General features: G+C 53.4%; 10 protein-coding genes. 9 read left to right on the top strand and 1 reads right to left on the bottom strand.

Features of this window, described 5'->3' with window-relative positions:
- Nucleotides 1–28 precede the first annotated feature (28 nt).
- On the bottom strand, nucleotides 29–1,339 hold the full coding sequence (gene uraA, locus MKX42_RS08740; RefSeq protein WP_340752157.1) for a uracil permease: 1,311 nt from the start codon (nucleotides 1,337–1,339) through the stop codon (nucleotides 29–31).
- A gap of 409 nt (nucleotides 1,340–1,748) precedes the next feature.
- Between uraA and MKX42_RS08745 the strand changes: the two genes are divergently transcribed.
- The 9 genes from MKX42_RS08745 (at nucleotide 1,749) to MKX42_RS08785 (ending at nucleotide 12,561) form a co-directional block, all read left to right on the top strand.
- On the top strand, nucleotides 1,749–3,929 hold the full coding sequence (locus MKX42_RS08745; protein ID WP_036690535.1) for a RelA/SpoT family protein: 2,181 nt from the start codon (nucleotides 1,749–1,751) through the stop codon (nucleotides 3,927–3,929).
- A gap of 30 nt (nucleotides 3,930–3,959) precedes the next feature.
- Complete coding sequence (gene dtd / locus MKX42_RS08750; protein WP_340752158.1) at nucleotides 3,960–4,403, top strand: D-aminoacyl-tRNA deacylase; 444 nt, start codon at nucleotides 3,960–3,962, stop codon at nucleotides 4,401–4,403.
- A gap of 265 nt (nucleotides 4,404–4,668) precedes the next feature.
- Nucleotides 4,669–4,824: a hypothetical protein gene (locus tag MKX42_RS08755; RefSeq protein ID WP_340752159.1), complete on the top strand. Its 156-nt coding sequence runs from the start codon at nucleotides 4,669–4,671 to the stop codon at nucleotides 4,822–4,824.
- A gap of 256 nt (nucleotides 4,825–5,080) precedes the next feature.
- Entirely contained in the window at nucleotides 5,081–5,587 is a 507-nt protein-coding gene (locus MKX42_RS08760) for a type 1 glutamine amidotransferase domain-containing protein (RefSeq protein WP_340752160.1), read from the top strand.
- 59 nt (nucleotides 5,588–5,646) lie between these two features.
- Nucleotides 5,647–6,108, top strand: coding sequence for a hypothetical protein (locus MKX42_RS08765; protein WP_340752161.1), 462 nt, complete (start codon nucleotides 5,647–5,649; stop codon nucleotides 6,106–6,108).
- 1,039 nt (nucleotides 6,109–7,147) lie between these two features.
- A complete protein-coding gene (gene hisS, locus MKX42_RS08770; protein ID WP_340752162.1) occupies nucleotides 7,148–8,407 on the top strand; it encodes a histidine--tRNA ligase in 1,260 nt (419 codons plus the stop codon).
- Nucleotides 8,408–8,457: 50 nt separating this feature from the next.
- The gene (gene aspS, locus MKX42_RS08775; protein ID WP_340752163.1) at nucleotides 8,458–10,236 is read left to right on the top strand and encodes an aspartate--tRNA ligase; all 1,779 of its coding nucleotides are present in this window, start codon (nucleotides 8,458–8,460) and stop codon (nucleotides 10,234–10,236) included.
- A gap of 71 nt (nucleotides 10,237–10,307) precedes the next feature.
- On the top strand, nucleotides 10,308–11,066 hold the full coding sequence (locus tag MKX42_RS08780) for a tRNA threonylcarbamoyladenosine dehydratase (RefSeq protein WP_340752164.1): 759 nt from the start codon (nucleotides 10,308–10,310) through the stop codon (nucleotides 11,064–11,066).
- Between the two features lie 193 nt (nucleotides 11,067–11,259).
- Nucleotides 11,260–12,561, top strand: a complete 1,302-nt coding sequence (locus MKX42_RS08785; RefSeq protein WP_340752165.1) for an NCS2 family permease — start codon at nucleotides 11,260–11,262, stop codon at nucleotides 12,559–12,561.
- Nucleotides 12,562–12,640: the final 79 nt, after the last annotated feature.

Raw genomic sequence — 12,640 nt, forward strand, 5'->3', positions numbered from 1 at the left:
CGGCCAATATCAATATTGATGTTTATTTTTAGTGAGCGGACTTCTCAGCTTCCTGTTCATTGGACAGGCCTAGTACCTCGATCAGCTTGAAGAGCAGGGCGAGGATCATACCGACGATAGTCGCCAGTGCCATCCCTTTCAACTCTACACCGCCGAGCTTCAGCGAGATGCCGCTGATGCCGACAACCAGGACGAGCGTAGCCAAAATCATGTTGGTGGCTTTGGAGAAATCGACTTTCTGCTCCACGAAGATACGCAGGCCTGAGGCCGCAATAACCCCGAACAGCAGAAGGGATACACCGCCCATAACCGGCAGCGGAATGTTGGCAATGACCGAGGAGAACGTTCCGGAGAACGACAATACAATGGCGATTACAGCAGCCCCTGCGATAACATATACCGAGTACACCTTGGTCAGAGCCATTACTCCGATATTCTCACCATAGGTTGTATTAGGCGTAGACCCCAGGAACCCGGAGAGTACTGTTGAAATCCCGTTACCCATCAGTGAGCGGTCCAGTCCTGGGTCCTTGGTCAGGTCCTTGCCAACGATATTGCTGGTGACCAGCAAATGGCCGATATGCTCTACAATGACCACAAGCGATACAGGAATAATAGTCAGAATGACCTGCCAATTGAAGGATGGGGTAATGATCGTGGGATGCGAGAGGAAGCTGGCTTGAGAGATAGCACCAGTATTTACCTCACCCAAAATATAAGCGAGTACATAACCGGTAACAATACCGATGAGGATATGAATGATTTTGGGGAAGCCGCGGAACAGCACGGAGCCGAGCACGGTAACGCCGAGCGTGACGAGCGACAGGGTGATCGCTTTGCCGTCAGGCGTCCAGTCGGCGGTGGCCACACCATCAGGAGCAATCAGTCCGGCCATCCGTGCGGCTACAGGCACAAGCTCCAGTCCGATTGTGGCAACTATCGCTCCCATGACTGCAGGAGGGAATACAATATCAATCCAGCCGGTACCGGCATAACGTACAATTAAGGCCACAAGAATGAATATAACACCAGTCACGATAAAAGCACCCAGTGCAAGCGAATATCCGCGCTCATGATCGCCGGCATGCTCTTTCAGCACAAGCAGCACCGGAGAGATGAAGGCAAAGCTTGAACCCAAATAGGCGGGGATTTTGCCGCGGCAGATCAGAATGTAGAGCAAGGTGCCGATACCGTTCATCAGCAGGATCATGCCGGGATCTACCCCGAACAGGTTGGGAACAAGCACGGTGCTGCCGAACATGGCGAACAGATGCTGAAGACTCAGGAGGAAGCCCGGGCCCCAAGGGAGTCTTTCGTTAATTTGAATTTCGCGTTGCAATGGAGTTCACTTCTCTTTCTGATCTAATTTGATTTGACAATTCTTTTTTTACAAGTGGAAACGGCTTTGCCGTCCTTTTAAGAGACGGTACCGTTTCAGCGAGAAAGATAAGGATACTTATAGCGCGAAGCATATACATTCTTATCTTTTAAAAACCGCCTTTACTAGATTAAATAGAACGGCGGGTTTTTACAACAACATTTTTACCCGTGCCACAAAATTGTCTTTTCTTGCCCCTTTCCCTTACAGGAATACCACGCTATGGCAAGTGTTGACGGAATCCCTCGTAAGCGTCATAATTATAGACAACTTTAACCTGAGCGCAATGCAGCCGGGAACGTATGGAACCTGCAAATTCTGCATGCTTGCAGGTTCATTTTATTATAGAAGGGAAACGGATACGACGAGAATGGGCATAGAGCAATTAACCGAAAAGGCTGGCGCCTATATAAAAGAAAAAGATCTTCTCCGCATCCGTGAAGCTTATGAATTCGCTGATCAGGCTCATCACGGGCAGGTCCGGAAGTCGGGGGAGCCATACATTCTGCATCCGCTGGCGGTCGCAGATATTGTCGTCAATATGCAAATGGATGTCATATCCATTATTGCTGCGCTGCTGCATGATGTTGTGGAAGATACGACAGTGTCCCTGGAGCAGATCCGCACGAAATTTGGCGATACCTGCGCAATGCTGGTGGACGGCCTGACCAAGCTGGAACGTATCCGCTTCCGCTCCAAGGAAGAGCAGCAGAACGAGAACTACCGCAAGATGTTCATCGCTATGGCTCAGGATATCCGGGTAATCGTGATTAAGCTGGCGGACCGTCTGCATAATATGCGTACGCTCAAATACCAGTCCGAAGAGAGTCAGCGCCGGATTTCTTATGAGACGCTGGAGATCTTTTGTCCCATTGCGGACCGGCTGGGGATCTCTGCGATCAAGTGGGAGATGGAGGATATTGCGCTCCGTTACCTGAATCCGCAGCAGTACTACCGGATTGCCAACCTTGTACACAAGAAACGGGCAGAACGCGAGCAGTTCATTGACAGTGTCATCGGCCGCATCCGCGCCAAGCTGGATGAAATGGGCATCGAAGGCGATCTCTCGGGACGCCCGAAGCATATCTACAGTGTCTATAACAAGATGAACACGAAGAACAAGCAGTTCAACGAGATCTATGATCTGCTGGCTATCCGCATTATCGTCGACAATATTAAGGATTGTTATGCCACTTTGGGTATTATTCATACGCTTTGGAAGCCGATGCCTGGCCGTTTCAAGGACTATATTGCTATGCCCAAGGCAAATATGTATCAGTCTTTGCATACAACCGTAGTAGGTCCGGGAGGAGAGCCAACGGAGGTACAGATCCGCACTTGGGAGATGCACCGTACGGCTGAATTCGGGATCGCCGCCCACTGGGCGTATAAGGAAGGCAGCAGCAACAACGTCAATCCTGAGAACCGGATGCCGTTCTTCCGTGAGATTCTGGAGCTGCAGCACGAAGCCAAGGATGCCGAAGAGTTCGTGGAATCGCTCAAAATGGACTTCTTCTCCGATCTGGTCTTCGTATTTACGCCTAAGGGTGAGGTAGTAGAGCTGCCTGCAGGCTCGGTGCCGCTGGATTTCGCGTTCCGCATCCATACCGAGGTCGGGAACCGGACGATCGGCTCCAAGGTGAATGGGCGTATCGTACCGCTTGACCATAAGCTGAAGACCGGGGATATCGTGGAGATTCTGACCTCGAAGAATTCATATGGTCCGAGCCGCGATTGGCTGAAGATTGCCCAGTCCTCGCATGCGCGGAGCAAGATCAAGCAGTGGTTCAAGAAGGAGAAGCGCGAAGAGAACGTGGAGAAGGGCCGGGAGGCCATCGAACGCGAGCTGAAGCGCCTGAACGTGGAGGTCTCTGACTGGCTGACGGAGGACAAATTGTCCGAGGCTGCGAAGAAGTTCGCCTTCAATGATGTGGAGGATATGCTGTCGGCAGTCGGCTTCGGCGGGATTACCGCAGCGCAGATCGCCTCCAAGCTGACGGAGAAGCTGCGTAAGGACCAGGAGGAGGCCGCAGGCCATCTGGAGCTTACCTCCGAGATGAAGGCGATCAAATCCAGCGGAGAGAAGCGCAACCAGCCGACCAACGGGGTCCGTGTCAAGGGGATCGATAATCTGCTTGTGCGCTTCGCGCGATGTTGCAATCCCGTGCCCGGCGACGATATCATCGGATACGTGACCCGTGGCCGGGGCGTATCGGTACACCGTGAGGATTGTCCGAATATTCCAAACGAGATGGACGGGGAGGAAGCGGCCCGCGTGATCGAAGTGGAGTGGGAAGGCAGTATGGAGGCCAACTACAGCGTCGATATTGAGATTACAGGCCATGACCGCAACGGGCTGCTGAATGAAGTACTGCAGGCGGTATCGGAGAGCAAGACCAATATTTCAGCGGTCACCGGGCGCTCCGACAAGAACAAGATGGCGATGATTCATATGACGATTCTGATCCGCAATACCGATCACCTGCAGTCTGTGGTCGACAAAGTGAAACGGGTCAAGGATGTCTATACCGTTAACCGTATTATGCAATAGAGGTGCTAAGGCAAGGAGCTGAAGAAAGAGATGAGAGTAGTTGTGCAGCGCTGTAAGAACTCCAGTGTTACGGTGGACAGAGCAGTGACCGGAGCGATTGGAGAGGGCCTGCTGCTGCTGGTCGGCGTAACCCATGAGGATACGGAGAAGGATGCCAAGTATTTGGCGGACAAGATTGCCGGACTGCGGATTTTTGAGGATGCGGCCGGTAAAATGAACCATAGTGTGACGGAGGCCGGCGGGGCCATTCTGTCCGTCTCCCAGTTCACGCTGTACGGGGACTGCCGCAAGGGCAGACGCCCCAACTTCATGGCGGCAGCGGCTCCGGCTGAGGCAGAGCGCCTCTACGACTACTTCAATCAGGAGCTGCGTGCCGGAGGGCTGCAGGTAGAGACCGGCGTGTTCGGAGCGATGATGGATGTCGCCCTTACCAACTGGGGACCGGTTACGCTGCTGCTGGACAGCAAGGGTTAGGAATGAGGCGGCAGACGCCGCCTTAATTGTAAATATAAGAATTTATATGGTTCACACGATAATTTATCCTTCTATTTCTCGCCGAAACGGTACCGTCCTTTAAAAGGACGGCAAAGCCGTTTCCACTTGATAAGATACATCACGGGACTCCACATGGTGGGGTCTTTTTGCTTCGAGTTAACCTAACCAAACCGGATAGCAGCAGCCCTGACTGGATAGACTATGAATGATGCACCATTATTCATAAGTGCGGGGAGCAAGCAGAATGAGACAAGCACCAAAAGCATGGATGTGGAACACGATTCAGGCCCATGTGGCCGGGTCGATGGCTGAAGCTTCAGCGACAGCCAAGGAAGCCGAAGACCCGAAGGAGCCGGTAGGGCTCCAGCGCAGAGGCCGCGGTCTTTTGCCGCGTACCTGACCGAAGAGAAGGTATGCGGGGAGCGGTTTTTTTTGAAAATATAAGAATGTATATGTTTCACGCTATCCATTATCCTTCTATTTCTCGCTGAAACGGTACCGTCCTTAAAAGGACGGCAAAGCCGTTTCCACTTGGCGCGGAGGCCATAGGTACGGAGCAGAATTTAAGGGAACTTCTTAGGCTTCGTTATAAAGCGGGGGAATGAGGGTAATAGATTGACGAGACGACAGCAGCCAAGAGAGGAGATATGGATCTCATGAGTAAAGTAGCTTTTCTGCTCGCCAATGACTTTGAAGATTCTGAAATGAAGGTTCCTTACGAAGAAGTTTTACAGGCAGGACATCAGGCAGAAATCATCGGTCTGAAGAAGAATGAGACCCTGCTCGGCAAAAAAGGAAGCGTATCCTATACAGCGGATAAAGCGATCAGCGAGGTCACAGCCGAAGAATATGATGCGATAGTTATCCCAGGCGGATCATCGCCGGAGAACCTTCGTCTGGACCAGGATATTCTGCAATTTGTGAAGGATGCTGACCGTGCAGGCAAGCCGATTGCCGCTATCTGCCACGGCCCGCAGATTCTGATCAGTGCTGAACTGCTGCAAGGCCGCACCCTTACCTCCTACCCGCCGCTAAAAGATGATCTGATCAATGCCGGCGCGGAGTTCAAGGATGAAGAGGTCGTCGTAGACGGCAATTACATTACTTCACGCACACCCAAGGATGAGCCCGCTTTTGTGCGTGAGCTGCTTAAGGTGTTGTAATACATGAAATACATGCATAACCCGTTTGGCATAATACAACTTTATGGGAGGGATTTACAATGACTAGAAGAATCCAGGCCTATTTCAGTACAGAAAGTGCAGCGGAAGGTGCGAAGACGGCATTAATTCCTTATGGTGTAGAAGGGGTAGAGGTATCGGCATTGACGGACCCGCTCGATAATGGAGTCAACAACCGGCGCAATATTCTGATTCCGCTGGGTTCCACGAATACCGCTTCCACAGGTGCCGGAGGGGTGTACGCAGCGGGAGGAGCAACAGGAATGGGTTCCGGAGCGGCTATTGTCCCTGCCGTTGCGGCGGACGATAATCTGAAACGTACCGATGAAGTGCGCGCGGATGAAGTCCGCAGCGAAGGCGAAGTGCACAGAGGCGATGAACTGACAAGCACTGACCTGGAGAACTTGCATTATGTCATGGATCTCAAGGTTGCCGAGAATCATTACAACGAGGTTGTAGAGGTGCTGCGCGGCAAACAGGCCTATGTGGAGATTTTTGATTAAAAAGATTCTCCTCCGCCACTTTTTCCTGTTCAAGTTCCATCTATATAGTTTTTATTTCAGCTCCAGCCCTCTGTTATAGAGAGGCTGGAGCTGTTTTATATCCAGCATAAAAGGGAGGACGGCGGGATAGATGTAGACAGGAGCAGGGGGGATGGTGTAACCTATGGATTAGCATAACAGCGGGGATTTGGACGGCTTGGTGAAACGCTTTCTTTTCTGTAATGCAACTGTAACACTACATTCATGATTCCTTAATATAGCGTGTTTATAATAGAAGCATGACCCCCTTTTTTATAATATATGACGATGGACCTGCAGCAATCGGCTGCAGGTCACTTTTTTGTTTTAGGGTTGGCGCATGAGTGAGTCTCAGCAGAGTGAAGCGGACTGAGAAGCGCCTATTTGTCCAAAAAACGTTATTTTGAAGCGGACGCGGACTGACATTCCGTTATTAGGTTGATTTGAGCGAATAATGAGGTATATGTAGGTACATAGCGGAATCTGAGTCCTTTTAACACGTGATTAGGGCTTTTCTGCCTCAATAACGGAATCTCAGTCCATTTGACTGAAGGATCGCTGGTGGCAGCTTATTTTATTCAATCCTTGACTTTAGCGCAGTGGTTCAGTAGAATCTAACAGTATAGGTAAGTTTATATTGTTTTGATGACGGGACCAAGTAATCCGTAACCCACAACCCCAGAGAGGAATCCCGCAGATCATGGCTGTCGTCCAGGTAAGAAGGACCGCACGCTGATCCGCAAGGCTGTAAGGATTCTGTTGATGAACGGACGAATGACCTCCCCGAGAACGCACGGCGAACGCAGGCAGCAGGATTGCCTACAGTCAGTAGCCGGTTGCGCGTAGGCGGGCGTTAACCGCTTAGAGCGGAGCTTACGCAGAGCAAGTTGCTAAGCCCGGAATGTGGGTGGTACCACGGGTGAATTATTGGTTATGATAATCCCTCGTCCCTGTTTGTAATTGAACAGGGATGAGGGATTTTTTGCTTTTTTTTAGGGGTTATTTTCAGGAGGGATAGACTGTGGCTAAAGAAAGATTCGAGAAACCTACAGGTACGCAGGATGTACTTCCGGGTGCAGTAGAGAAATGGCAGGTAGTGGAGGCCAAGGCAAGAGAGCTGTGCCGCCGCTTCAATTACCGGGAGATTCGTACCCCGCTGTTCGAGCACACCGGGCTGTTCGAGCGCGGAGTCGGCGAAACAACGGATATTGTAGAAGGTGAGATGTATACCTTTAAGGACAAGGGCGACCGCGATCTGGCGCTTCGTCCCGAAGGGACAGCAGGCGTGGTACGCGCGTATGTCCAGAACAAGCTATACGGGGAGCCGGATGTCAGCAAGCTGTATTACATCGGACCGATGTTCCGTTATGAACGTCCGCAGGCCGGCAGATACCGCCAGTTCCATCAGTTCGGCATCGAAGCCTTCGGTGCGGTAGACCCGGCGATTGACGCTGAGGTCATCTCGCTGGGGTACCAGTTCTACATTGATCTGGGCCTGAAGGATGTGCGGGTAGAGCTGAATTCGGTCGGCAATGCGCCGAGCCGTGCGGCTTACCGCGAGAAGCTGCTGGATTTCCTGAGACCGATGAGAGAGAGCCTGTGCAGCGACTGCCAGCGCCGGATGGAACGCAACCCGCTGCGCGTGCTGGATTGCAAGGTTGATCAGGACAAGTTCGGCGGAGCGCCTTCTATTCTGGACAGTCTGGATGAAGAGTGTACAGAGCATTTTCGGAAGGTGAAGGGCCACCTGGATGTGATGGGTGTGGAGTACAGCATCAACCCCCGCCTGGTACGCGGCCTTGATTATTACACGCATACGGCGTTTGAGTATAAAGCGGCAGGCATTGGCTCCATCGACACGGTGGGCGGCGGCGGCCGGTACAACGGTCTGGTCGAGGAGATCGGCGGACCGGATCAGCCGGGTATCGGGTTCGGGATTGGCCTGGAGCGGATTCTGCTGATCCTGGAGAATCAGGGTGTGGAGCTGGAAGCGGCGAAGCCGCTGGATGTGTACTTCGTTGCACTTGGCGAAGCAGCAGATCTGGAGATCACGAAGCAGTTGTTCCGTCTGCGCAGCCTTGGATTCTCGGCGGAGCGCGATTACCTGGGACGCAAGATGAAGGCGCAGATGAAGTCGGCGGACCGCATGTCAGCCCGGTATACGGCGATTCTCGGTGAAGACGAGCTGAATAACGGCGTCATCGCACTGAAGTCGATGGAGACCGGCGAGCAGCGGACTGTGAAGCTGGACGAACTGGCAGAGGCGCTGATTCAGAATTAGACGAAAAGGCGAGCATATGTAATTTTAATCATGAAGGGGTAGGATAAAAGATGACCAGAAGCCATAACTGTGGACAATTAACGACAGCGAGCATCGGTGAGACAGTAACATTGAACGGTTGGGTGCAGACCCGCCGTGACCTTGGAGGCGTGCTATTCATTGATCTGCGCGACCGGACAGGGATTGTACAGATTGTATTCAACCCTGACTATTCCGGAGAAGCGCTGCAGATTGCCGATAAGGTCCGCAGTGAATACGTGCTGTCTGTGACAGGTACTGTGGTTAAGCGTGATGAGGAGACTATTAACCGCAACCTGCCGACCGGTGAGATCGAAGTGCAGATTACAGACATTGAAGTGCTGAATGCGGCTAAAACACCTCCGTTCTTCATCGAAGACGGAGTGGAAGTAGACGAATCCCTGCGCATGAAATACCGTTACCTGGATCTGCGCCGTCCGGAGATGCACAAGACACTGCTGCTCCGTTCCAAAGCGGCGAAGATCTTCCGTGATTTCCTCGACAGTGAAGGCTTCATCGATGTAGAAACGCCGATCCTGACCAAAAGCTCGCCGGAAGGCGCACGTGACTATCTCGTGCCAAGCCGTGTGCATGAAGGGGAATTCTTCGCGCTTCCGCAGTCGCCGCAGATCTACAAGCAGCTGCTGATGGTCGGCGGCATCGAGCGTTATTATCAGATGGCCCGCTGCTTCCGCGATGAGGACCTGCGCGCTGACCGCCAGCCGGAATTCACGCAGTTCGATATTGAGACCTCGTTCATGCCGCAGGATGAGCTGTTGGCGATGATGGAGAAGCTGATGCAGCGTCTGCTGAAGGAGACGATCGGGGTTGAGGTATCCGCGCCGTTCCAGCGGCTGACCTATGCCGAAGCGATCGGCAAATACGGCTCCGATAAGCCGGACCTGCGGTTTGGCCTGGAGCTCGTAGAGATGAATGATATCGTTGCCGAGAGCGGCGTGAAGGTGTTCGCTTCCGTGATTGAGAAGGGCGGAGAAGTGAAATGTCTGAACGCTAAGGGCTGCGGCACCTGGACCCGTAAGGAGATTGATGATCTTGGACCATACGCTGCCCGTTACGGCGCCAAGGGTCTGGCCTGGATTCAGGTCAAAGACGGCGAGTTCAAGGGACCGATTGTGAAGTTCTTCTCCGAGGAAGAAATCGCTGCCGTGAAGGAGCGCACAGGTGCCGAGGATGGCGACCTGCTGCTCTTCTCCGCTGATACCAAGAAGGTGGTAGCCGATGTACTTGGCGCCTTGCGTCTGAAGATCGGCCGTCAGCTAGGTTTGATCGATGACAGTGTGTTCAAATTCGCCTGGGTAACGGAATTCCCGCTGCTCGGCTACGATGAAGACCAGAAGCGTTATGTGGCTGAGCATCATCCGTTCACACGTCCGATGAACGAAGATCTGCATCTCTTCGACACTGATCCCGGCGACATCCGCGCACAGGCGTATGACCTGGTGCTTAACGGCTACGAGGTAGGCGGCGGTTCCCAGCGTATCTATAAGCGTGACGTTCAGGAGAAAATGTTCAATGCACTCGGCTTCTCGCAGGAGCTGGCTTATGAGAAATTCGGCTATCTGATGGATGCCTTTGAATACGGCACGCCTCCGCATGGCGGCATCGCGTTTGGCTTCGACCGTCTGATTATGCTGTTGGCGGGCCGCACGAACCTGCGTGAGACCATTGCCTTCCCTAAGACGGCAAGTGCAACGGACCTGCTGATGGATGCCCCATCCCCGGTGGATGCGGGACAACTGGAGCAGTTGCACATCAAGCTGGCACCGAAACCGGAAAAAGAGAAGAAATAAATCAACTATGGACTGACGGGGCGCACCAGGAGAGGGACGTCCCGGAAGCCTTGCCCAAGGAGGCTGGCATCATGCTGAATCAGTTCTCGCGTACGGAGCTGGCGATCGGGCCGGAGGGCCTGGAGATTATGAAGAACAGCACAGTGGCTGTGCTGGGGATCGGCGGAGTCGGCGCTATGGCGGCGGAAGCGCTGGCCCGGACCGGAATCGGCCGGATTATCCTGATTGATAAGGATTCGGTGGATATCACCAACATCAACCGCCAGCTTCATGCGCTGACCACGACCATCGGCCAGAACAAAACCGATCTGATGGTGGACCGTATCAAGCTGATCAACCCGGAATGCGAAGCGATTGCGCTGAATATGTTCTACACCGAAGAGACGTATGAGGAGCTGTTCAAATACAAGCTGGACTATGTGATTGACGCTTCGGATACGATTATCTATAAGATTCACCTGATCAAGGAATGTCTGGCCCGGAAGATCCCGCTGATCTCCAGTATGGGAGCGGCCAACAAGATGGACCCGACCCGCTTCCAGGTCGCCGACATCTCCAAGACCACCATGGACCCGATTGCCCGGGTAATCCGCACCAGACTGCGCAAGGAAGGCATCAAGAAGGGCGTGAAGGTGGTCTTCTCCACCGAGAAGCCTGTGAAGCCGCGTGAAGATGTGACGGAGCAGATCGTGCCTGCGGATGCACCGGACCGCCGCAAGGCGAAGCAGCCTCCGGCCAGCACTTCTTTTGTACCCCCTGTAGTCGGCCTGATTATGGTCAGTGTAACAGTACGGGATTTGCTCGAAACAGGCGGCATTACATTTGAATGAATTCTATCAGGTAAAAGGGTGTGTAGCCGGCTTCCGGCTATATGCCCTTTTATTACGGTATGTTTTGGGGCCCCCCGCAAAGTACCTGAGTAAACATCGAAGCAAACCCTCACTTTGTGGGGATATTTTTACGGTATGTGTTGTGGGGATATAATTGACATCCTATGAGAAGAACTTAAGTGGAGGTTGTTACATGAAATCGAATATTTGGCGGAATAGCGTGGGAATGGAACCGGGCGACAACTGGAAGCAGGAATGGGCGGCCGGTATCCTGTCGTATTTCGCTTCGGTATATATTGTAATGGTTAACGCAGCGATCCTGGCAGATGCAGGCATGCCGCTGCGGGCCGGGATGGTTGCCACGCTGCTGACAGCGGTGACTGGCTGCCTGCTGATGGCTTTTGGCGGGAAAACGCCGATTATCGTCGTCCCGGGCATGGGGATCAATGCCTTTTTCACCTATACATTGGTGCATTCCATGAAGCTGGATTGGCGTGAGGCGCTGGCCGTAGTAGTGGTGACGGGGGTGCTGTTTGCTATTGTGGCCTTCACCTCGCTTTACCGTATTCTCAGCGATGCGATTCCCCATAATCTGCAGCATGCGATCACCGTCGGCATCGGGCTGTTCCTGACCTTCATCGGCCTGCAAAAAAGCGGGATTGTTATTGCCCACGCCACCACCTTCGTCGCCATCGGGCATTTTAGTGATCCTGCGGTCATTACCTCGGTGGTGACGTTGCTGCTGGCGCTGGTGCTGTTCATCCGCGGTACGCGCGGCGGGCTGCTGATCAGTATGCTCGTGGGCACAGGGCTTGCTTATCTGCTGGGAGCCGCCCATGCGCCGAAGAATACTGAGCCGGGACATGTGTTCAGCGGTTACGGCAGCGTGTTCGCCAGTATGGACTGGAGCGGATTTGTCAGCCTTGTCTTCTGGATTGCCGTTTTCCTGCTGCTGCTGATTGTGGTGTTTGAGAATATCGGCCTGATCTCTTCCCAGACGCTGATGGCAGGACGCCCCGAACGCTTCAAAAGCAGTCTGCGGGCGCTCTCGCTCGCCAACATCGCGGCAGGTCTGTTCGGCAGCAGCCCGGTGGTCGCCGCTGCCGAATCCACCGCCGGGATTGCGGCAGGAGGCCGCTCCGGCTTAACCTCACTCGTCACCGGCTTGCTGTTCGGGGCGACCTTCCTGTTCATCCCGCTGCTGGCTTATGTGCCGGACAGCGCGATTGCGCCGATTCTGATCGTAATCGGCGGGCTGATGGTGCAGAGTGTGCGCGAGATGGAGCTCGGCGACATGACGGAGCTGTTCCCGGCGTTCCTGGTCATGGTGATGATTCCCTTCACCTACAGTATCGTGGATGGCATGGCGTTTGGCTTCATCACCTATCCGCTGGTGAAGCTGGCTACCGGCAAAGGCAAGGAGGTTCCTCCGGCACTATACGGCATTGCCGGACTGTTCATTGCGAACTTCGTGCTGCATGCGCTGATGGGCTAACGGCAAAGGCGGAAGGGGGGGAGCGCTTTTCTCTCTTCCGCTTATCCGCAGTCCCCGCAGCAGCTAGAAATATATGGCT

The organism is Paenibacillus sp. FSL R7-0204, from assembly GCF_038002225.1.
Taxonomy (GTDB): domain Bacteria; phylum Bacillota; class Bacilli; order Paenibacillales; family Paenibacillaceae; genus Paenibacillus_AQ.

What these genes read in the sequence shown, in the direction of transcription:
- aspS (WP_340752163.1), top strand. Translation starts at nt 8,458, where the DNA reads ATGACCAGAAGCCATAACTGTGGACAATTAACGACAGCGAGCATCGGT.
- dtd (WP_340752158.1), top strand. Translation starts at nt 3,960, where the DNA reads ATGAGAGTAGTTGTGCAGCGCTGTAAGAACTCCAGTGTTACGGTGGAC.
- MKX42_RS08745 (WP_036690535.1), top strand. Translation starts at nt 1,749, where the DNA reads ATGGGCATAGAGCAATTAACCGAAAAGGCTGGCGCCTATATAAAAGAA.
- MKX42_RS08760 (WP_340752160.1), top strand. Translation starts at nt 5,081, where the DNA reads ATGAGTAAAGTAGCTTTTCTGCTCGCCAATGACTTTGAAGATTCTGAA.
- MKX42_RS08780 (WP_340752164.1), top strand. Translation starts at nt 10,308, where the DNA reads ATGCTGAATCAGTTCTCGCGTACGGAGCTGGCGATCGGGCCGGAGGGC.
- MKX42_RS08755 (WP_340752159.1), top strand. Translation starts at nt 4,669, where the DNA reads ATGAGACAAGCACCAAAAGCATGGATGTGGAACACGATTCAGGCCCAT.
- MKX42_RS08785 (WP_340752165.1), top strand. Translation starts at nt 11,260, where the DNA reads ATGAAATCGAATATTTGGCGGAATAGCGTGGGAATGGAACCGGGCGAC.
- MKX42_RS08765 (WP_340752161.1), top strand. Translation starts at nt 5,647, where the DNA reads ATGACTAGAAGAATCCAGGCCTATTTCAGTACAGAAAGTGCAGCGGAA.